At 58.4% G+C, this 21,538-nt stretch carries 19 protein-coding genes; 12 read left to right on the top strand and 7 right to left on the bottom strand.

All coding sequences use genetic code 11. The features are described 5' to 3' along the window. The first annotated feature begins 178 nt into the window (after nt 1-178). Together mutS and fdxA are read left to right on the top strand one after the other, a co-directional pair. Nucleotides 179-2,770 (top strand): DNA mismatch repair protein MutS, encoded by a 2,592-nt coding sequence (gene mutS / locus QRN41_RS18250; RefSeq protein ID WP_285421955.1) that lies wholly within the window; start codon nt 179-181, stop codon nt 2,768-2,770. Nucleotides 2,771-2,912: 142 nt separating this feature from the next. Beyond that, nucleotides 2,913-3,236, top strand: a complete 324-nt coding sequence (fdxA, locus tag QRN41_RS18245) for a ferredoxin FdxA (RefSeq protein ID WP_034111970.1) — start codon at nt 2,913-2,915, stop codon at nt 3,234-3,236. Nucleotides 3,237-3,672: 436 nt separating this feature from the next. On the opposite strand, the gene apbC is transcribed toward fdxA, so the two are convergent. Then, nucleotides 3,673-4,767 carry an iron-sulfur cluster carrier protein ApbC gene (gene apbC, locus QRN41_RS18240; RefSeq protein ID WP_034096144.1) on the bottom strand — a complete coding sequence of 365 codons (1,095 nt, stop codon included), beginning with the start codon at nt 4,765-4,767 and terminating at the stop codon, nt 3,673-3,675. A gap of 171 nt (nt 4,768-4,938) precedes the next feature. On the opposite strand from apbC, the gene metG reads away from it, so the two are divergent. From metG to QRN41_RS18220, 4 genes are all read left to right on the top strand, one after another. Continuing rightward, nucleotides 4,939-6,990 carry a methionine--tRNA ligase gene (metG, locus tag QRN41_RS18235; RefSeq protein WP_285421954.1) on the top strand — a complete coding sequence of 684 codons (2,052 nt, stop codon included), beginning with the start codon at nt 4,939-4,941 and terminating at the stop codon, nt 6,988-6,990. A 117-nt stretch (nt 6,991-7,107) separates the two neighbouring features. Then, nucleotides 7,108-8,070: an electron transport complex subunit RsxB gene (rsxB, locus tag QRN41_RS18230; RefSeq protein WP_285421953.1), complete on the top strand. Its 963-nt coding sequence runs from the start codon at nt 7,108-7,110 to the stop codon at nt 8,068-8,070. A 164-nt stretch (nt 8,071-8,234) separates the two neighbouring features. Beyond that, the gene (nth, locus tag QRN41_RS18225; protein ID WP_034096141.1) at nt 8,235-8,873 is read left to right on the top strand and encodes an endonuclease III; all 639 of its coding nucleotides are present in this window, start codon (nt 8,235-8,237) and stop codon (nt 8,871-8,873) included. Nucleotides 8,874-8,980: 107 nt separating this feature from the next. Beyond that, entirely contained in the window at nt 8,981-9,163 is a 183-nt protein-coding gene (locus QRN41_RS18220; protein ID WP_285421952.1) for a PA3496 family putative envelope integrity protein, read from the top strand. Between the two features lie 84 nt (nt 9,164-9,247). On the opposite strand, the gene QRN41_RS18215 is transcribed toward QRN41_RS18220, so the two are convergent. The 3 genes from QRN41_RS18215 to QRN41_RS18205 form a co-directional block, all read right to left on the bottom strand. Then, entirely contained in the window at nt 9,248-9,880 is a 633-nt protein-coding gene (locus tag QRN41_RS18215; protein WP_094064811.1) for a response regulator transcription factor, read from the bottom strand. Nucleotides 9,881-10,499: 619 nt separating this feature from the next. Next, complete coding sequence (locus tag QRN41_RS18210) at nt 10,500-11,717, bottom strand: argininosuccinate synthase (protein WP_034096138.1); 1,218 nt, start codon at nt 11,715-11,717, stop codon at nt 10,500-10,502. Nucleotides 11,718-11,846: 129 nt separating this feature from the next. Beyond that, nucleotides 11,847-12,755 carry a flagellar protein MotY gene (locus tag QRN41_RS18205; RefSeq protein WP_034137175.1) on the bottom strand — a complete coding sequence of 303 codons (909 nt, stop codon included), beginning with the start codon at nt 12,753-12,755 and terminating at the stop codon, nt 11,847-11,849. A gap of 156 nt (nt 12,756-12,911) precedes the next feature. Here QRN41_RS18205 and pyrC point away from each other — a divergent pair, with 156 nt between their 5' ends. Then, nucleotides 12,912-13,958, top strand: coding sequence for a dihydroorotase (gene pyrC, locus QRN41_RS18200; protein WP_034137174.1), 1,047 nt, complete (start codon nt 12,912-12,914; stop codon nt 13,956-13,958). Next, nucleotides 13,955-14,626 (top strand): ribonuclease T, encoded by a 672-nt coding sequence (gene rnt / locus QRN41_RS18195; protein WP_010564138.1) that lies wholly within the window; start codon nt 13,955-13,957, stop codon nt 14,624-14,626. Before pyrC ends, rnt begins: the two co-directional genes overlap by 4 nt. 64 nt (nt 14,627-14,690) lie before the next feature. Here rnt and QRN41_RS18190 read toward each other — a convergent pair whose 3' ends face one another. Beyond that, nucleotides 14,691-15,293 carry a peroxiredoxin gene (locus QRN41_RS18190; protein ID WP_034096135.1) on the bottom strand — a complete coding sequence of 201 codons (603 nt, stop codon included), beginning with the start codon at nt 15,291-15,293 and terminating at the stop codon, nt 14,691-14,693. 242 nt (nt 15,294-15,535) lie between these two features. On the opposite strand from QRN41_RS18190, the gene QRN41_RS18185 reads away from it, so the two are divergent. Both QRN41_RS18185 and bfr read left to right on the top strand, forming a co-directional pair. Beyond that, a complete protein-coding gene (locus QRN41_RS18185; protein WP_034096134.1) occupies nt 15,536-15,754 on the top strand; it encodes a bacterioferritin-associated ferredoxin in 219 nt (72 codons plus the stop codon). Between the two features lie 201 nt (nt 15,755-15,955). Then, nucleotides 15,956-16,426 (top strand): bacterioferritin, encoded by a 471-nt coding sequence (bfr, locus tag QRN41_RS18180; protein ID WP_034096133.1) that lies wholly within the window; start codon nt 15,956-15,958, stop codon nt 16,424-16,426. Between the two features lie 68 nt (nt 16,427-16,494). Here bfr and grxD read toward each other — a convergent pair whose 3' ends face one another. After that, entirely contained in the window at nt 16,495-16,833 is a 339-nt protein-coding gene (gene grxD, locus QRN41_RS18175) for a Grx4 family monothiol glutaredoxin (RefSeq protein ID WP_034096132.1), read from the bottom strand. Nucleotides 16,834-16,919: 86 nt separating this feature from the next. Then, the gene (locus tag QRN41_RS18170) at nt 16,920-19,028 is read right to left on the bottom strand and encodes a molybdopterin oxidoreductase family protein (RefSeq protein ID WP_285421951.1); all 2,109 of its coding nucleotides are present in this window, start codon (nt 19,026-19,028) and stop codon (nt 16,920-16,922) included. A 433-nt stretch (nt 19,029-19,461) separates the two neighbouring features. Here QRN41_RS18170 and argF point away from each other — a divergent pair, with 433 nt between their 5' ends. Then, nucleotides 19,462-20,382, top strand: coding sequence for an ornithine carbamoyltransferase (argF, locus tag QRN41_RS18165; RefSeq protein WP_034111959.1), 921 nt, complete (start codon nt 19,462-19,464; stop codon nt 20,380-20,382). After that, nucleotides 20,379-21,488 (top strand): ABC transporter ATP-binding protein, encoded by a 1,110-nt coding sequence (locus QRN41_RS18160; protein WP_034137171.1) that lies wholly within the window; start codon nt 20,379-20,381, stop codon nt 21,486-21,488. Before argF ends, QRN41_RS18160 begins: the two co-directional genes overlap by 4 nt. Nucleotides 21,489-21,538: the final 50 nt, after the last annotated feature.

Below are 21,538 nucleotides of genomic sequence, written 5' to 3'. Positions count from 1 at the left end.
ATTTGCATATTTTATGCACAAGTCGCGCTGTATCAGGGGCAGCGTCTCTGCGCTTTGTAGACCGGTTTGCAACCTGCGAAGCGCCGACTTCACATGTTAACCTTGCGGCCATTGCAATAAGCAGGGCCGAGCGCCCCACCTTTGCCCCACTCCTTTCAACGAATTTGCTAACTATCTGATGAGTAAGAACACGTCCGATCTGTCCTCCCACACCCCGATGATGCAGCAGTACTGGCGCTTGAAAAACCAGCACGCTGATCAGTTGATGTTCTACCGCATGGGCGATTTCTACGAGATCTTCTATGAAGACGCGAAGAAGGCTGCCAAGCTGCTGGACATCACGCTGACCGCGCGCGGGCAGTCGGCGGGGCAGTCAATTCCGATGTGTGGGATTCCTTACCACTCCCTCGAAGGCTATCTGGCCAAGCTGGTAAAGCTGGGTGAGTCGGTGGTGATCTGCGAGCAGATCGGCGATCCGGCCACCAGCAAAGGCCCGGTGGAACGTCAGGTGGTGCGCATCATTACGCCGGGTACGGTGAGTGATGAAGCACTGTTGGATGAGCGTCGCGATAACTTGATCGCGGCGGTGCTGGGGGATGAGCGCTTGTTCGGCCTGGCCGTGCTGGATATCACCAGCGGCAATTTCACAGTTCTGGAGATCAAGGGCTGGGAGAACCTGCTGGCAGAGCTGGAGCGCATCAATCCCGTGGAGTTGCTGATCCCGGACGATTGGCCCAAGGATTTGCCGGCGGAAAAACGGCGTGGGACCAAACGTCGCGCGCCGTGGGATTTCGAGCGTGACTCGGCGCTCAAGAGCCTGTGCCAGCAATTCTCCGTGCAAGACCTTAAAGGCTTCGGTTGCGAAACCCTGACCCTGGCCATCGGCGCCGCCGGTTGCCTGCTCAGCTATGCCAAGGAAACCCAGCGCACCGCCCTGCCGCACTTGCGCAGCCTGCGCCACGAACGCTTGGACGATACAGTGGTGCTCGATGGCGCCAGCCGTCGCAACCTGGAGCTGGACACCAACCTGGCCGGCGGGCGCGACAACACCTTGCAATCGGTGGTCGACCGTTGCCAGACCGCCATGGGCAGCCGCCTGCTGACCCGCTGGCTGAACCGTCCGCTGCGGGATCTGAAGGTGCTGCAAGCGCGCCAATCCTCCATCACCTGCCTGCTGGATGGTTACCGCTTTGAAAAGCTGCAGCCGCAGCTCAAGGAAATTGGCGATATCGAGCGCATTCTGGCGCGGATCGGCCTGCGAAATGCGCGCCCGCGCGACCTGGCGCGCCTGCGCGATGCGCTCGGCGCCCTGCCGCAGCTGCAAGCGGCCATGAGCGAGCTGGACGCACCGCACCTGCAACAATTGGCCGTGACCACCAGCACCTACCCGGAACTGGCGGCGCTGCTGGAAAAAGCCATCATCGATAACCCGCCGGCCATCATCCGTGACGGTGGCGTACTGAAGACCGGTTACGACAGCGAACTGGACGAGCTGCAAGCCCTGAGCGAAAACGCTGGGCAATTCCTTATCGATCTGGAAGCCCGCGAAAAAGCCCGCACTGGCCTGGCCAATCTGAAGGTCGGCTACAACCGCGTGCATGGCTACTTTATCGAGCTGCCCAGCAAACAGGCCGAACAGGCACCGATCGACTATCAGCGCCGCCAGACGCTCAAAGGTGCCGAACGCTTTATCACCCCGGAGCTTAAGGAGTTCGAAGACAAGGCACTGTCAGCCAAAAGCCGTGCCTTGGCGCGGGAAAAGATGCTGTATGAGGCGCTGCTCGAAGACCTGATCGGCCAACTGGCGCCGCTGCAAGACACGGCTGCCGCGTTGTCGGAACTGGACGTGTTGAGCAACCTGGCCGAACGCGCCCTCAACCTTGACCTCAACTGTCCGCGGTTCGTCAGCGAGCCATGCATGCGCATCGTGCAGGGGCGTCACCCGGTGGTGGAGCAGGTGCTGACCACGCCGTTCGTCGCCAACGATCTGTCGCTGGATGACGATACCCGCATGCTGGTGATCACCGGTCCGAATATGGGCGGTAAATCCACCTACATGCGCCAGACAGCGTTGATCGTGTTGTTGGCGCATATCGGCAGTTTTGTGCCGGCGGCCAGTTGCGAGCTGTCCCTGGTAGACCGGATTTTCACCCGGATCGGCTCCAGCGATGACCTGGCCGGTGGGCGTTCGACCTTTATGGTGGAAATGAGCGAGACCGCCAATATCCTGCATAACGCCACCGAACGCAGCCTGGTGCTGATGGACGAAGTCGGTCGCGGCACCAGCACCTTCGACGGGCTGTCCCTGGCTTGGGCCGCCGCCGAGCGCTTGGCACATTTACGCGCCTACACGCTGTTCGCCACCCACTATTTCGAGCTGACCGTACTGCCGGAAAGCGAGCCGCTGGTGGCCAACGTGCACTTGAACGCGACCGAGCACAACGAGCGTATCGTGTTTCTGCACCATGTATTGCCGGGGCCGGCCAGTCAGAGCTACGGCCTGGCTGTTGCGCAACTGGCCGGTGTGCCGAACGACGTGATCAGCCGCGCCCGCGAACACCTCAGTCGCCTGGAAACCACTGCGTTACCCCACGAAACTGCGGTTGCCAGTCCCGCCAAGACTCAGCGACAAAGTGCCGCGCCACATCAGAGCGATCTCTTCGCCAGCCTGCCCCACCCCGTGCTGGATGAACTGGCCAAGCTGGAGTTGGACGATCTGACGCCGCGTAAAGCACTCGAAATGTTATATGCACTGAAGACTCGGATATAACGCACAGGCCTGCAAACTGGTAGACTCTCGCGCGGTTTGGGATGCTGCTGGCTTTTAGCCTGGCCTGCAGACTATCGCTCCCGAACCTCGCGAGCCCTGCCATTAAGGGTTTCGCTGCCGCCGCCTGAGGAGAAAATTAGAAATGACCTTCGTCGTCACCGACAACTGCATCAAGTGCAAGTACACCGACTGCGTAGAAGTCTGTCCGGTGGACTGCTTTTACGAAGGCCCGAACTTCCTGGTCATCCACCCGGACGAGTGCATTGATTGCGCCCTGTGTGAACCAGAATGCCCGGCCAACGCGATCTTCTCTGAGGATGAGGTGCCTGCCGGCATGGAGAACTTCATCGCGTTGAATGCTGAATTGGCCGATATCTGGCCCAATATCACCGAGAAGAAAGACGCGCTGCCTGACGCCGAAGAGTGGGATGGCAAGACCGGCAAAATCGCCGACCTCGAACGCTGATAACTCACCGTTCCTCAAAAGGCCCCTTGCGGGCCTTTTTGCATTTCCTGGACCTGCTTTTACTTTTCTACAGGCGAAAAAAGGGGCGGTATGACCCGCCCACATTTTTTCCTTAGTCCCTTTATTCCTTTTCATCATCCTGATGAATCGCATCCCGCGATATTCCTTTAACCATCGTTCCTTGATGGCCGTGTCAATCCGTGGACACAGGGCTGATGTTAGAGAGTTCCAAGGGAAGTTCAACGGGATGCTACATCCACTCCAGCACGCCGACGTAACAGAACACCCCTAAATAATTGTTATGTTTCAATAAGATAGAAAAGTCTTTCGCATTTTTTAGCCACCCAGGGCGAGGAAAAAAACCATTCGCTTACGAAAAAGTAAGCGAATGCTTACATGAGACATTGCGCAAAAGCGTAATCGCCCCCTCCTCGCGTCAATCCTCGCTGACAGTGATCGTCGGCATGGATGGCATGGCCGCTTCCTGCAGCACGATCCGCGCGCCCACGTGGCGGGCCAGTTCCTGATAAATCATGGCGATTTGGCTATCAGGCTCAGCCATTACCGTAGGCTTGCCGCCATCAGCCTGTTCGCGGATCAGCATCGACAACGGCAGCGAGGCCAATAGCTCGACGCCATACTGGGTGGCCAGCTTCTCGCCGCCGCCTTCACCAAACAAATGCTCGGCATGACCGCAATTGGAGCAGATATGCACCGCCATGTTTTCCACGACGCCCAGCACCGGAATGTTGACCTTACGGAACATCTCCACGCCTTTTTTCGCGTCCAGCAGCGCCAGATCCTGAGGTGTGGTAACGATCACTGAACCCGCCACCGGCACCTTCTGCGCCAGGGTCAGCTGGATATCACCGGTGCCGGGCGGCATATCGATGACCAGGTAGTCCAGGTCGCCCCAGGCTGTCTGGGTGACCAGTTGCAACAACGCGCCGGAAACCATCGGCCCTCGCCAGACCATTGGCGTGTTGTCATCGGTCAAGAACGCCATGGACATTACTTCCACGCCCAGGGACTCGATAGGCACGAACCACTTCTGATCCTTGACCTTCGGCCGCGTGCCTTCGGCGATACCGAACATCACGCCTTGGCTCGGGCCGTAGATATCGGCGTCGAGGATGCCCACACGTGCGCCTTCGCGGGCCAGGGCCAGGGCCAGGTTGGCCGCCGTAGTAGACTTGCCCACCCCGCCCTTGCCGGACGCCACTGCAACCACATTCTTGACGTTGGCCAAGCCCGGGATCTGCGCCTGCGCCTTGTGCGCGGCGATGACACATTGAATATCGACCTTGGCCGAACGTACGCCGTCCAAACCTTCTATGGCCATCTGCAGCATCTGCGCCCAGCCGTTCTTGAACAGGCCGGCGGCGTAGCCCAGCTCCAACTGGACCGAGACTTGATCGCCCTGGACCTCAATGGCTCGCACACAGCCGGCGCTCACCGGGTCCTGGTTCAAATAGGGGTCGGTGTACTGGCGAAGAACGGCTTCCACCGCTGCGCGATTCACGGCGCTCATGGGCTACTCCCGAAAAAGACTGACTGAAACAGGCGGCTATCCTAACCGTTCCGGCCACGTAACGGCATGCTTTCGACAGTTTGCAGGATGCTGAAACAACGCCACGGGGTGAAATAAATTTGCCGGCGCTTTATAGTGGCCGACCTCCGTTTCATCAAGTAGCCGAGCCCCATGTCCGAGCCACGCAAGATCCTCGTCACCAGCGCCCTGCCCTATGCCAATGGTTCCATCCATCTTGGCCATATGCTTGAGTACATCCAGACCGATATGTGGGTGCGCTTCCAGAAGCATCGCGGCAATCAATGCATTTATGTCTGCGCGGACGACGCCCACGGTTCGGCCATCATGCTGCGCGCCGAAAAGGAAGGCATCACGCCGGAACAACTGATCGCCAATGTGCAGGCTGAACACAGCGCCGACTTTGCCGATTTCCTGGTGGACTTTGACAACTTCCATTCGACCCACGCCGAAGAAAACCGCGAGCTATCGAGCCAGATCTACCTGCGATTGAAAGAAGCCGGCCACATTGCCACTCGCTCGATCACCCAGTATTTCGACCCGGAAAAGAAAATGTTCCTGGCCGACCGCTTCATCAAGGGCACTTGCCCGAAGTGTGGCACTGAAGACCAGTACGGCGACAACTGCGAAAAATGCGGTGCCACCTACGCCCCCACCGACCTGAAGGATCCCAAGTCGGCGATTTCCGGCGCCACCCCGGTGCTCAAGGACTCCCAGCACTTCTTCTTCAAGCTCCCGGATTTCCAGCAGATGCTGCAAACCTGGACCCGCAGCGGCACTTTGCAGGACGCGGTGGCCAACAAGATCGCAGAATGGCTGGATGCCGGGCTGCAGCAGTGGGACATCTCCCGCGATGCGCCGTACTTCGGCTTCGAGATTCCAGGCGAGCCAGGCAAGTACTTCTATGTGTGGCTGGACGCGCCGATCGGCTACATGGCCAGCTTCAAGAACCTCTGCGACCGCACGCCGGAGCTGGACTTCGACGCGTTCTGGAGCAAGGAGTCCACGGCCGAGCTGTATCACTTCATCGGCAAGGACATCGTCAACTTCCACGCCCTGTTCTGGCCAGCAATGCTTGAAGGCTCAGGCTACCGCAAGCCGACCGGCATCAATGTGCACGGCTACCTGACCGTCAATGGTCAGAAGATGTCCAAGTCCCGTGGCACCTTCATCAAGGCGCGCACCTACCTGGACCACCTGTCGCCGGAATACCTGCGCTACTACTACGCCTCCAAACTTGGCCGTGGCGTCGACGACCTGGACTTGAACCTGGAAGACTTCGTGCAGAAGGTCAACTCTGACCTCGTGGGCAAAGTCGTCAACATCGCCAGCCGTTGCGCCGGTTTTATCCACAAGGGCAATGCTGGCGTGATGGTGGCCGAGAATGCCGCACCGGAACTGACCGACGCCTTCCTGGCCGCCGCGCCGAGCATCGCCGATGCTTATGAAGCCCGCGACTTCGCCCGCGCCATGCGTGAGATCATGGGCCTGGCCGACCGCGCCAACGCCTGGATCGCAGATAAAGCCCCATGGGCGCTGAACAAACAGGAAGGCAAAGAAGCTGAGGTGCAGGCGATCTGCGCCACGGGCGTCAACCTGTTCCGCCAGTTGGTGATCTTCCTCAAACCGGTGCTGCCACTGCTGGCCGCCGATGCCGAGGCGTTCTTGAATGTCGCCCCCCTGACCTGGAACGACCACGCCACCTTGCTCGCCAACCACCCGTTGAACGCGTTCAAGCCGCTGATGACGCGCATCGACCCTGTGAAAGTACAAGCCATGACTGACGCTTCGAAAGAAGACCTGGCCGCCAGCCAGACCGACACCGGCGACGCCGCACCGGCCGGCAATGGCGAACTGGCTAAGGATCCGCTGTCCCCGGAAATCGATTTCGACGCCTTCGCCGCCATCGATCTGCGCGTTGCCCTCATCGTCAAGGCCGAGGCGGTGGAAGGTGCCGACAAACTGTTGCGCCTGACGCTGGATATCGGCGATGAGCGGCGCAATGTGTTCTCCGGGATCAAGAGCGCCTATCCGGAACCGTCCAAACTCGATGGTCGCCTGACCATGATGATCGCCAACCTCAAGCCGCGGAAAATGAAGTTCGGTATTTCCGAAGGCATGGTGATGGCGGCGGGGCCTGGCGGTGAAGAAATCTACCTGCTCAGCCCTGACAGTGGCGCCAAGCCGGGTCAGCGCATCAAGTAAATCTGCACAACAAGCCCTGTCGTTTCGGCGACGGGGCTTTGCAGCTAGCCTCCCTTCTTGCCTGCCGGATAATCAGGCTCTGTTTGTTTAATCAACCGGCATGACAACGATCTCAGCATGAACCTCATTCAACGTATCGACGCGCTGCTGCCGCAGACCCAATGCGGCAAATGCGGGCACCCAGGCTGCAAACCTTACGCCGAAGGAATTGCTAAGGGTGAAGCTATCAACAAGTGCCCGCCCGGTGGTCAGGAGACCATTGCTGGGCTCGCGCAATTGCTGAACGTGCCGATGCTGGAACTGGACACCACCCGAGGAGACGGGCCCGCCCAAATCGCCTTCATCCGCGAGGCCGAGTGCATCGGCTGCACCAAATGTATCCAGGCCTGCCCGGTGGATGCCATTGTCGGCGCCGCCAAACTGATGCACACGGTGATCATCGACGAGTGCACCGGCTGTGACCTTTGCGTGGCGCCCTGTCCGGTTGATTGCATCGAGATGCGTGCGCCGCTCAGCGTCGTTGCGCTTGTGGGTGGTTTGGCGAGCGATGATGAAGAACGCCTTGAGCGCGAGGTCAAACGCAGTCGCGCCCGTCGCCGCTTCGAACAACGTAACGCGCGCCTGCAGCGCGAAGAAGCACACAAACTCGCCGAACGCCTGGCCCGCTCCAAGCGCTCGGCACCTGTAGAAGTAACGACGATAGACGCAGCACAAGCAGCACGCGATGCGGCAGTGAAGAAGGCCAAGGTCAATGTAACCATGAGCCGTGCCCAACTGCACAAATCCTTGAAAGCCTTTGGGCATCCGCCGACGTTTGAGCAACAATCGCAACTGATTGTCCTCCAGCAGCAGTTCGAGGCGGCGGAGCAGGCCCTGGCAGCGCTGGAGTTCAGTGGCGCTCCGGTAGCCAAACAACCCAACCGCAATTCTGCTGACCTTAAACGCGCGAAGATTCAGCTGGCGATGCGCCGCGCCGAGTTGAAGAAGGCCCAGGACCAACAGGCCGACGCGCAGCAACTGGCGGATGCACAGCACAGACTCGATGAAGCTCAACGCCAGGTGGATTGCCATGGTGACTGAGCTGTAACAGGCACGTAACCTGGCCTTGCTGGCCTTTTCGGCGCGGCCATGACACACATTGATGCCCGTCAGGCTTATGCTGCTTGGACTATCGCTCGCAGAGCCTCACACAGGGCTCTCCACTTCGACATCCCGCTGACCGTCTGCAAGGAACATTTCGCCTCATGAATGCCGCAAAACGCCTGGAAATTTTTCGCAGGCTTCACGAAGACAATCCTGAACCCAAGACCGAGCTGGCTTACTCGTCACCGTTCGAGCTGCTGATTGCGGTGATCCTGTCAGCCCAATCCACGGACGTGGGTGTCAATAAGGCCACGGCCAAGTTATTTCCCGTGGCCAATACACCTGAAGCAATCTATGCCCTGGGCGTTGAAGGGCTGTCGGAGTACATCAAGACCATCGGCCTTTACAACAGCAAAGCCAAGAATGTGATCGAGACCTGTCGCTTGCTGATAGAGCGGCACGGCAGCGAAGTGCCGCAAACCCGTGAAGCACTAGAAGCCCTGCCAGGCGTGGGTCGCAAGACCGCCAACGTGGTGCTCAACACCGCCTTTCGACAACTCACCATGGCCGTGGATACGCATATTTTCCGAGTCAGCAACCGCACCGGTATTGCTCGCGGGAAAAACGTGGTGGAGGTAGAAAAGCAACTGATGAAGTTCGTGCCCAAGCCCTACCTGCTCGATTCCCACCACTGGCTTATCCTGCATGGACGCTACGTCTGCCAAGCCCGAAAGCCCCGTTGCGGAAGCTGTCGGATCGAAGATTTGTGTGAATACAAAGACAAGACATCCGACGATTGAGGAATCATTGATTTTCTTCATCTTACGATTGAAAAAATCTTTTTTACCCGCCCGCGGATTATCGTTATAAGGAGCGCCAACGGCAGTCTTAGCCTGGAGTTAACCTTATGAGCGCTGGCAAAGAACAATTGGAAATCGAAGACGACCTTGTGGAGTCGGATGACGATGGAACTGATGCACCTGTTGCAGAAGTGGCCAAGACCAACCTGAGCAAACGCCGCACCATCGACAATCTTCTGGAAGAGCGACGCTTGCAAAAGCAATTGGCCGATTACGATTTCGACCTCTGACCAAGCGGTCGATCACCGGAAGCCTCCCTGACGGAGGCTTTTTTCTGCCGGTTACCCTGACTATATAGGGCGTTATGCCCTCCCCTACACCAGACCGTTGCGCTGAGCCAGTTCGATCAGGTCCACCAGGGAGCGGGCATTGAGCTTGAGCAGCAAGCGTGTCTTGTAGGTGCTGACCGTCTTGTTGCTAAGAAACATACCGTCAGCGATCTCCTTGTTGGTCTTGCCACGGGCCAATTGCTGCAACACCATCATCTCACGCCCCGACAGACGCTCGACCATATCGGCCTCGCTGGCATTCCCCATGGTGGAGCGCACCGAATTCAGCGCCTGGTTGGGGAAGTAGCTGTAGCCGGACAGAACCGCCTTGATGGCGCTGAGCAGCTCGGTCAGATCCTGCTGTTTACACACATAGCCGGCGGCTCCCGCCTGCATGCAGCGCATTGAAAAATGCCCAGGGGCTTGAGACGTGAGCACCAGCACCTTGAACGGCGTGGGCTGTTTGGTTGAGGACAGCCTGCAAATAACTTCCAGCCCGTCAAGCTTGGGAATTCCAATATCCAGTATGACAATATCCGGCATATGTTCCCGTGCAAGTTGCAACGCATCGACACCGTTATCAGTCTCGGCAACAACTTCATAACCATGACGCTCCATTAGCATACGCACAGCAAGACGAATGACAGGATGATCATCCACGATCAGCACTTTATTCATAAGAAAGTCCAATTTCGCTGTTCGAATTATTCAGAGCAAGCACAATAGCCTAGTCGTTTCCTAGTTGGCATAGCGTCCCCCCCCAAGCAACAGCAAGCAGAGACCCAACCCACAGCCATAAGGGAATTGCCCTACAAAAAAACACCAAGTCGGATGTATCTAGTTTTATGCAGCCTTTCAGACCTTTCCGGGGGCTTACATAACTTGAATAAAATCTACGGATGACTCTGCACACACGGTAACCCAGCCCCACATGACTTTCAGGAAATGCCCCTTGCCAGAGCAAAGTAGGCGCTGACGCAGATGGAAAAAAATCGTTTGTTTCAGTTCCAATAAACATATTTGCTTACACCCTGAATTCCTACAGAACTTTCCCTAATCACACTCACATAACCTCTGTATGAGTGAATTTTCTGTAAGACCAGTTCCCGATTAATTATAAAATTCTTCGCACTCCTACAAATCGCTCACCACCATCTGTGCAAAAAAAAATGTTCAGTACAATTTTTTGCGAATAGAACTTACAGATTTTAAACGTGATAAACGTTCCGTATTTCTAAAACATCCAGGCGAAAAAAAGCCCCTTAAACAAGGGGCTTTTTTCAAGCGTATCCGCGAATCAGAACAACGAGCGACCTTTGTTGGCAGCAATGCGCATACGCAATGCGTTCAACTTGATAAAGCCAGCAGCGTCTGCCTGGTTGTAAGCGCCGCCATCTTCTTCGAAGGTGGCAATGTTGGCATCGAACAGCGACTCATCCGACTTGCGACCAGTGACGATCACATTGCCCTTGTACAGCTTCAAGCGCACAACACCGTTCACGTGAGCTTGGGAAGCGTCGATCATCTGTTGCAGCATCAGACGCTCCGGGCTCCACCAGTAACCGGTGTAGATCAGGCTGGCGTACTTGGGCATCAGCTCGTCTTTGAGGTGCGCCACTTCGCGGTCCAGGGTGATGGACTCGATAGCGCGGTGCGCGCGCAGCATGATGGTGCCGCCCGGAGTTTCGTAGCAACCGCGGGACTTCATGCCCACGTAGCGGTTCTCGACGATATCGAGACGGCCGATACCGTGCTCGCCGCCGATGCGGTTCAAAGTGGCCAGTACGGTGGCCGGGGTCATCTCGACGCCGTCCAGCGCCACGATATCGCCGTTACGGTAGGTCAGTTCCAGATACTGCGGGGTATCCGGCGCCTTTTCAGGGGAGACGGTCCAACGCCACATGTCTTCCTCGTGCTCGGTCCAGGTGTCTTCCAACACGCCGCCTTCATAGGAGATGTGCAGCAGGTTGGCATCCATGGAATACGGGGATTTCTTCTTGCCGTGGCGCTCAATCGGGATTGCGTGCTTTTCGGCGTAATCCATCAGCTTTTCACGGGACAGCAGGTCCCATTCGCGCCAAGGTGCAATCACCTTGACACCAGGCTTGAGCGCATAGGCGCCCAGTTCGAAACGCACCTGGTCATTGCCCTTGCCGGTGGCGCCATGGGAAATGGCGTCGGCGCCGGTTTCGTTGGCGATTTCGATCAAGCGCTTGGCGATCAGCGGGCGTGCGATGGAGGTACCCAACAAGTACTCGCCTTCGTAGACGGTGTTGGCGCGAAACATCGGGAAAACGAAATCGCGGACGAACTCTTCGCGCAGGTCGTCAATGTAGATCTCTTTCACGCCCATGGCTTGCGCCTTGGCACGTGCAGGTTCGACCTCTTCGCCCTGACCCAGGTCAGCGGTGAAGGTCACCACTTCACAGTTATAAGTATCCTGCAGCCACTTGAGGATCACCGAAGTGTCCAGGCCGCCGGAATACGCGAGAACGACCTTGTTTACGTCGGCCATGCCATCACTCCACGGGGTTGTACGGAAAGGCGTCGATTCTACCGATCAAAACCGTGGATTTACAGAGGCGCGACAGCAAATGAAGATAAAGCGACAGATTATGTCAATCTGGCGACCGATGGTCGCACCTTATGAGGTGTGCGCCGGATTGCTGGGTGCCGCGGCTTGGGGCGCCGGTTTCTCGGGGGCCGCCACTCTTTCCAACTGGATATTCACGCGACGGTTACGGGCGCGATTGGCGGCATTGGTGTTGGGCGCCAGAGGGTAGCTTTCACCGTAGAACCGCAAGGTGATCTGGGATTCCGGGATGCCATTGGCCTTGAAGTAATCCATGACCGCCAGGGCGCGCCGACGCGAGATATCGCGATTACTCAGGCGATTGCCGCTGTTGTCCGAATGGCCATTCAACTCGATATGGTTGACGGTCGGATCGGCCTTCATGAATGCGAGAATCACCGACAGCTTTTGCTTGGCCGCCGCATCCAGTTCGATACCGCCGCCGGGGAAGCCCACCACGGTCTGCTTGACCTGATCGAAGTTCATTGGCAGCAATTTAGTCGTACACAACTGATAGTCGCTGTAGGCCTTATTGAATTTCACCGGCAGTAAACGGATCTCCGAATACCCACCCTCGCGCCCGTAATGCCGCACAGTAGGCGAACGCCCTTCGAGCAAGCCGATGAACAAACGCCCGGCCTGGGCCTGAGAACTATTGAACAGGACGTCGCCGCTCCCGGCGCGCACCGCTCCCAGGTTTATGTCACCGCGACCCGGCTGCCAGGGAGCGGCAGCCGCCAGTAAGGTGGCCGATCCAGCACCCAGCGAACCGTTGAAGGCTTTCAGGCGAAATGTTGCCTGCTCGCCGGCCCGGCGCACGAACTCACCTGAGCCGAAATCAGTGATCGGCTGGGTTAGACGGCACTCGAACTGGTCGCCTTCTACCTTCCACTCAATATTCTCCAGACGTGTCTGGAACGTGAGTGCCATCGCAGGCAGGCTGGCGAACACACTGAGCAGGGCTAGATAATGCTGGCGCACGGGAGGCTCCACTGGTTTCTACAACACTTCAAAGCGTCATACATCGTTAAGGCATACCCAGAGCTATCGGTCGTATCGCGCAAAACTTGATAGCGAGTGCCTGCGCGAGTCTTTTCCGGTAGCATTCCCAACAGATTGACCCGCCTGGAATCCCCAATGTCCGACCGCCTGACCCTGCTGCGTCCCGACGACTGGCACATTCATCTTCGCGATGGTGCTGCGTTGCCCCACACCGTGGCCGATGTTGCGCGCACGTTTGGCCGCGCCATCATCATGCCTAACCTGGTACCTCCGGTACGTAATGCCGCCGAAGCCGACGCCTATCGCCAGCGTATCCTCGCCGCACGGCCGGCCGGCAGCCGCTTCGAACCGCTGATGGTGCTTTACCTGACCGACCGCACCCAGCCGGAAGAAATTCGCCAGGCCAAGGCCAGCGGTTTCGTGCACGCCGCCAAGCTGTACCCCGCTGGCGCCACCACCAACTCCGACTCCGGTGTGACCAGCATCGACAAGATCCTGCCGGCCATCGAAGCCATGGCGGAAGTCGGCATGCCGCTGCTGATCCACGGTGAGGTCACCCGTGGCGACGTCGATGTGTTCGATCGCGAGAAGATCTTCATCGATGAGCATATGCGCCGGGTGGTGGAGTTGTTTCCGACGCTCAAGGTGGTGTTCGAACACATCACTACGGCCGATGCCGTGCAGTTCGTCACCGAGGCCCCGGCCAACGTCGGCGCGACTATCACTGCGCATCATCTGCTGTACAACCGCAACCACATGCTGGTGGGTGGGATTCGTCCACACTTCTATTGCCTGCCGATCCTCAAGCGCAATACTCACCAAGTGGCGCTTTTGGATGCCGCTACCAGCGGCAATCCGAAGTTTTTCCTCGGCACTGACTCGGCCCCCCATGCCCAGCACGCCAAGGAAGCGGCGTGCGGCTGTGCCGGTTGCTACACCGCGTACGCCGCTATCGAGTTGTATGCCGAAGCATTTGAACAGCGTAACGCGCTGGACAAGCTCGAAGGCTTCGCCAGCCTCAATGGCCCACGCTTCTACGGCCTGCCGGCCAACACAGATCGCATCACCCTGGTTCGTGAAGACTGGACCGCCCCTGCCAGCCTGCCGTTCGGCGAGCTGACTGTCATCCCGCTGCGCGCCGGTGAAACACTGCGCTGGCGCCTGCTGGAGGAAAGCAAGTGAGTGAAGACCATTACGATGACGAACACGAGCACAGTGGTGGCGGTTCCCGCCACCCGATGGCCGAGCGTTTTCGCGGCTATCTGCCGGTTGTCATCGACGTAGAAACCGGTGGGTTCAATTGCGCCACCGACGCGTTGCTGGAAATCGCCGCCACCACCATTGGTATGGATGAACAGGGTTTCGTGTTCCCGGAGCATACCCACTTCTTCCGCGTCGAACCGTTCGAAGGCGCCAATATCGAAGCCGCCGCATTGGAATTCACCGGGATCAAGCTTGATCACCCGCTGCGCATGGCGGTGAGCGAAGAAGCGGCGCTGACCGATATCTTCCGTGGCGTGCGCAAGGCGTTGAAGGCCAACGGCTGCAAACGCGCGATCCTGGTTGGCCACAACAGCAGCTTCGACCTGGGCTTCCTGAACGCCGCCGTGGCGCGTCTGGACATGAAGCGCAACCCGTTTCACCCGTTCTCCAGCTTCGACACTGCCACTCTCGCCGGCCTGGCCTACGGCCAGACGGTGTTGGCCAAAGCCTGCCAGGCCGCCGGCATCGACTTTGACGGTCGTGAAGCCCACTCGGCGCGTTATGACACCGAAAAGACCGCCGAGCTGTTTTGCGGCATCGTCAATCGCTGGAAGCAGATGGGCGGCTGGGAAGACTTCAACGACTGAGATGGAATCCCACGCATAAAAAAACCGGCCTTCTCAGGCCGGTTTTTTTTACCGTAAACGTGGCTTACAGCTTGCCAGCGTTCTCGGTCAGGTAAGCGGCCACGCCTTCTGGCGAGGCGTTCATGCCTTTGTCGCCTTTTTTCCAGTTGGCAGGGCACACTTCGCCGTGCTCTTCGTGGAATTGCAGCGCGTCGACCAGGCGGATCAGCTCTTCCATGTTACGACCCAGTGGCAGGTCGTTGATGATTTGCGAGCGAACAACGCCCTTGTCATCGATCAGGAAAGCGCCACGGAAAGCCACGCCGCCTTCGGATTCAACGTCGTAAGCCTTGGCGATCTCGTGCTTCATGTCGGCAGCCATGGTGTATTTGACTTTGCCGATGCCACCATCGTTGATGGCGGTGTTGCGCCAGGCGTTGTGGGTGAAATGGGAGTCGATGGACACGGCAACCACTTCAACATTACGCGCCTTGAAATCGTCCATGCGGTGGTCCAGAGCGATCAGCTCCGAAGGGCAGACGAAGGTGAAGTCCAGCGGGTAGAAGAACACCAGGCCGTATTTGCCTTTGATGGCTTCAGACAGTTTGAAGCTGTCAACGATTTCGCCATTGCCGAGAACGGCAGGTACGTCGAAATCCGGGGCTTGTTTACCGACGAGTACGCTCATGGGGTATCTCCTGATGTGGGATGAAGATTGAAGTAAAAGGACCGATCCAGAGTCTGCCGTGTTCAAGCGACGAGCCTGTGACGCAGTCACGCTTCGTGAAGACCGACCATCATACACGGAAAAAACCGTTCGTCAGCGCGAGGGCGCCAGCGCGAAAAGTCCATGAATCTACTTTGACAATCATTCTCGTTAACATTAAGATCCATCGCACTTAAGCCCTAAACCCGCGACGGTTCTCCCTTATGTATGTGTGCCTCTGTACTGGCGTCACCGACGGACAAATCCGCGAAGCAATCTACGAAGGTTGCTGCAGCTACAAGGAAGTGCGTGAAACCACCGGCGTTGCCAGCCAGTGCGGTAAATGCGCTTGTCTTGCCAAGCAAGTGGTACGGGAAACCCTGACGCAGCTGCAGACCGCGCAGGCTTCGCTCCCCTATTCAGCAGAATTTACTCACGCCTGATCGGGCATGTTTTAAAGAACCGAACTTAGTGTTCGGTTTTTTTATGCCCGTAATTCAACTAGTTAGCGTCAAGACGCGGAACACAAACATTCTTATTCCGATTAATTTTCATTTATTATTCAATAACTTAGGTTTGACACTACAGAGTTCGCCGCTCAAACTCCGCCCTATACACAGCTATTACAGGGCAGGACCCCAGTCATGAAAGGCGACATCTCAGTCATCCAGCAACTCAACAAAATCCTTGCCAATGAACTGGTCGCGATCAATCAGTACTTCCTGCATGCGCGCATGTACGACGATTGGGGCCTGGAAAAGCTCGGCAAACGTGAATACAAAGAATCCATCAAGGCCATGAAGGACGCGGATGCGCTGATCAAACGCATCCTGTTCCTGGAAGGCCTGCCAAACGTGCAGGACCTGGGCAAGCTGAACATCGGCGAGCACACCCAGGAAATGCTCGGCAGCGACCTGGGCTTTGAACGCAAGAGCCACAGCGACCTCAAGGCCGCCATCGCTCATTGCGAAACAAGCGCAGATTTCGGCAGCCGTGAACTGCTGGAAGATATCCTCGAAGATCAGGAAGAACATATCGACTGGCTGGAAACTCAACTGGGCCTGATCGACAAAGTCAGCCTGGAGAACTATCTGCAATCGCAGATGGGTGAGTAACCCTTCGCTGGCAGATACAAAAAAGCCCCGCTCTCTTTCGAGAAGCGGGGCTTTTTAATGCGGTCGAATCAAGCGTCTGTCTTGGCCGCCGCGTTTGCCGCTGCGTCTTTGATCAGCGCTTGCAACGAACCATCAGCCGCCATCTCAACGATGATGTCGCTACCGCCGACCAATTCACCGGCCACCCACAGTTGTGGGAAGGTTGGCCAGTTGGCGTACTTAGGCAGGTTGGCACGAATTTCTGGGTTTTGCAGGATATCGACGTAAGCGAACTTCTCGCCGCACGCCATGACGGCCTGGGACGCCTTCGCGGAGAAACCGCATTGAGGAGCGTTCGGAGCACCCTTCATGTAAAGCAGAATAGTGTTGTTGGCAATCTGCTCTTTGATCGTTTCGATGATATCCATGGAACACCTCTGCAGGAACTTTGCGACTCACAGGTCGGCACGGTGGCGCATTGTAACGCAAAATTCCCGCAGGGTGCTCGGGCTCCTTACGCCGCGGCGACTTGCACGGGCACGCCATTCAAGGCCGCATTGCCGGATAACTCATCCAACTGCCGCTCGTCGGTCAGGTCATTGGCGCTGGCGCCTGGCTGTTCGCTGGCAATGCTCATCCGCACGCCGGGGCGACCATGCCCCCAGCCATGGGGCAGGCTGACCACGCCGGGCATCATGTCCTGAGTGGCGACCACCTCCACCTCGATCATGCCGATACGTGAGCTGACCCGTACCCGCTGGCCATCGCTTAGCTGGCGCTGAGCCAGATCGTCGGGGTGCATGTGCAACTGATGGCGCGGCTTGCCTTTCACCAGGCGGTGATAGTTGTGCATCCAGGAATTATTACTGCGCACATGCCGACGGCCGATCAACAACAGCTCATCAGCCATCGGTGCTGGCTGAGCCGCGAAGCGCGCCAGGTCGGCGAGGATCACCGCTGGAGCCGCCTGCACCTTGCCGTCCGCGGTCTTCAAGCGCTCGGCAAGGTTGGGCCGCAGCGGGCCCAGGTCCACGCCATGGGGATGATCGGCCAGCATCGCCAGTGACAACTTGTGGCTGGACGCATCGCCATAAGCCCCGGCACGCAGCCCGTAGTCGATCATCTGCGCCGGCGGCATGGTCGGCTTCAGGGCCGCGCCGGTCTTCGCCGCGAATGCCTGAGCCAGGCCCACGAAGATTTCCCAGTCATGCAACGCACCTTCGGGTTTGGGCAGGATCGCGCGATTGAACCGAGTGACATTGCGCACCGCGAACATATTGAAGGTGGTGTCGTAGTGATCGTTCTCCAGCGCCGATGTGGACGGCAGGATCAGGTCGGCGTAACGCGTGGTCTCGTTGATATACAGATCGACGCTGACCATGAACTCCAGACCATCCAGCGCCTGCTCCAATTGGCGACCGTTCGGCGTAGACAGCACCGGATTGCCAGCCACCGTCACCAAGGCGCGGATCTGGCCATCCCCTTCGGTCAGCATCTCCTCGGCCAGTGCCGATACCGGCAACTCGCCACCGTATTCCGGGCGCCCGGACACCCGGCTCTGCCAGCGGTTGAAATGGCCGCCTCCGGTCGATGCCACCAAGTCCACCGCCGGCGACGTGCACAAGGCGCCGCCCACCCTGTCCAGGTTGCCCGTCACCAGGTTGATCAACTGCACCAGCCAATGGCACAAGGTACCGAACGCTTGGGTCGATACACCCATGCGCCCGTAACAGACAGCCTTGTCCGCTGCGGCGAAATCCCGCGCCAACTGGCGAATCTGCGCGGCCGGCACGGCACACTGGCGGCTCATCGCCTCGGCGGTGAAGCCGCTGACCGCACGGCGAACCTCGTCCAGCCCCTCAACCGGCAAATGGCTGACGCGAGTCAGGTTTTCGATGAACAAGGTGTTGAGCACACCAAACAACAGGGCTGCATCGCCACCAGGCCGTACGAACAGGTGCTGATCGGCAATTGCTGCGGTTTCGCTGCGCCGGGGGTCGACCACCACCACTTTGCCGCCACGGGCCTGGATCGCCTTGAGGCGCTTTTCCACATCCGGCACGGTCATGATGCTGCCGTTGGACGCCAGTGGATTGCCGCCCAGGATCAGCATGAAGTCGGTGTGATCGATATCCGGAATCGGCAGCAGCAGGCCATGGCCGTACATCAGGTGACTGGTGAGGTGATGGGGCAATTGGTCCACGGACGTCGCGGAAAACCGGTTGCGCGTTTTGAGCTGGCCGAGGAAGTAGTTGCTGTGGGTCATCAGCCCATAGTTATGCACGCTGGGGTTGCCCTGATACACCGCCACCGCATTCTGCCCGTGCCGTGTCTGAATATCCGCGAGCCGCTCGGCCACCAGGGCGAATGCTTCCTCCCATGGGATCGGCTGCCATTCGCTGCCCACCCGCAGCATGGGTTGATGCAGGCGGTCGGGATCGTTTTGAATATCCTGCAGCGCCACAGCTTTAGGGCAGATATGACCACGACTGAAAGTATCCTGCGGGTCGCCCTTGATCGAGGTGATCGCCAGGCGGCCGTCGTCGTTACGGGTGGTTTCCAGGGTCAGACCACAGATGGCTTCACATAGATGGCAGGCACGGTGGTGGAGAGTCTTGGTCATGGCCAGTCTCTTTATGGGGGCTTTGGGCTGACTATGGGCCGCGACCTCAATGGGCGCCAGCATCGTTCGTCCTGTGAATCGCCGGGCATCAGGCCGGGCCATGGCTAAGCATGAGCAAATGTTGCAGAACCCCACCCATACCGGCTGAAACCGACGCAGCCTGGCCCGAGCCCGCCTCCTCGCGTTGCAAAAGGTTGCGAGGCCAGTGTACAAATGGGCCGCTGCTGTCAGGAAATTGTCTTCAAACGCGCCTCGGCGCCCTGCTTGAAAACCCCTAAAAACGTAGCCCTATTGGTAAGACGCGACATTTAATGTCAATATCGCGCCTTCCCCTATTTCGTCGCCCCCGTGCGGCTTTCGCCGCAGGTCTCGCCCGTTGTCACAATAAACAAGGCTTTGAGTATCTGCGGTCTGTTGCAAAAGGTAGTTAATGATGAGCGCAAGGCACTTTCTCTCCCTGATGGATTGCACGCCCGAAGAGCTGGTCAGCGTGCTCCGTCGAGGCATTGAGCTTAAAGACCTGCGTAACCGCGGCGTTCTGTTCGAGCCTTTGAAAAACCGCGTACTCGGGATGATTTTCGAGAAATCATCTACGCGCACCCGTCTGTCCTTCGAAGCCGGCATGATTCAGCTGGGCGGCCAGGCCATCTTCCTGTCGCCGCGGGACACTCAACTGGGCCGTGGCGAGCCGATCAGCGATTGCGCCATCGTCATGTCGCGCATGCTCGACGCGGTGATGATCCGAACCTTCGCCCACAGCACCCTGACCGAATTCGCCGCCAACTCGCGCGTGCCGGTGATCAACGGCCTGTCCGATGACCTGCACCCCTGCCAGCTGTTGGCCGATATGCAAACCTTCCTTGAGCACCGCGGCTCGATCCAGGGCAAGACCGTGGCCTGGATCGGCGACGGCAACAATATGTGCAACAGCTATATAGAAGCGGCGATTCAATTCGACTTCCACTTGCGCATCGCCTGCCCGGAAGGCTACGAGCCTAACCCTGAGTTCCTGGCCAAGGCCGATGGCCGCGTGCAACTGCTGCGCGATCCAAAAGACGCCGTGGTTGGCGCGCACCTAGTGAGCACTGACGTGTGGACCTCCATGGGTCAGGAAGACGAAACCGCCAAGCGCCTGGCCTTGTTCGCGCCCTACCAGGTCAACCGCGACCTGCTCGACCTGGCCGCGCCGGACGTGCTGTTCATGCACTGCCTGCCTGCGCACCGTGGCGAAGAAATCAGCCTCGACCTACTCGACGACCCGCGCTCGGTCGCCTGGGATCAGGCCGAAAATCGCTTGCACGCACAGAAGGCCCTGCTCGAATTTCTGGTCGAGCCGGCGTACCACCACGCATGAGCCATTCATTACTGCTGAACCTGCGCAACCTGGCGTGCGGCTATCAGGACCAACGCGTGGTGCAGAACCTCAATCTGCACCTCAATGCCGGTGACATCGGCTGTCTGCTGGGCTCCTCCGGCTGCGGCAAAACCACAACCCTGCGCGCCATCGCTGGGTTCGAGCCGGTGTATGAAGGCGAGATCAGTCTGGCAGGCGAAGTCATCTCCAGCGCCGGTTTCACCCTGGCGCCTGAGAAACGTCGCATCGGTATGGTGTTCCAGGACTACGCGCTGTTTCCCCATCTAAGTGTGGCCGACAACATCGCCTTTGGCATTCGCAAGCACCCGCAAAAAGAGCGTGTGGTGGCCGAGCTATTGGAACTGGTCAACCTGAAAAACCTGGGCAAGCGCTTTCCCCATGAGCTGTCCGGCGGCCAACAACAACGTGTGGCACTGGCCCGCGCCCTTGCGCCGGAACCGCAATTGCTGCTGCTGGACGAACCATTCTCTAACCTGGATGGCGAATTGCGCCGCAAGCTCAGCCATGAGGTGCGCGATATTCTCAAGGCGCGCGGTACCAGTGCGATCCTGGTCACCCATGACCAGGAAGAAGCCTTCGCGGTGAGCGATCAGGTGGGCGTGTTCAAAGAAGGCCGGCTGGAGCAGTGGGACACGCCCTACAACCTCTATCACGAACCGCAGACGCCTTACGTGGCCAGCTTTATCGGCCAGGGCTACTTCATTCGTGGGCAGTTGAGCTCACCGGAGTCGGTCAGTACCGAGCTGGGCGATCTGCGCGGCAACCGTGCCTATACCTGGCCTACGGGCGGTGCGGTGGATGTATTGCTGCGCCCGGACGATATCGTCTATGCGCCCGACAGCGCGTTGAAGGCAAGGATTGTCGGTAAGACCTTCCTCGGCGCGTCCACCCTGTACCGCCTGCAACTGCCGACCGGCGCACAGCTGGAGTCGATTTTTCCCAGCCATGCCGACCACCAGGTGGGCGCGGAGGTTGGCATTCGTGTCGCCGCTGAACACTTGGTACTGTTCCAAGCGTCAGGCAGCGTTGCGGCGCAAATTCCCCAGCTCGAATCCGGCGTACGGCGCTACAGCACTGCCAGCTGAGTTACGAAACGTGTGGGAGTGAGCCGCCTCCCACACGGCATCTTCAGCAA

It is taken from the genome of Pseudomonas sp. efr-133-TYG-23 (assembly GCF_030209215.1).
Lineage (GTDB): Bacteria > Pseudomonadota > Gammaproteobacteria > Pseudomonadales > Pseudomonadaceae > Aquipseudomonas > Aquipseudomonas rhodesiae.
Note: the sequence above shows the minus strand (reverse complement) of the source record. Positions and strands in the feature narration are given on the sequence as shown.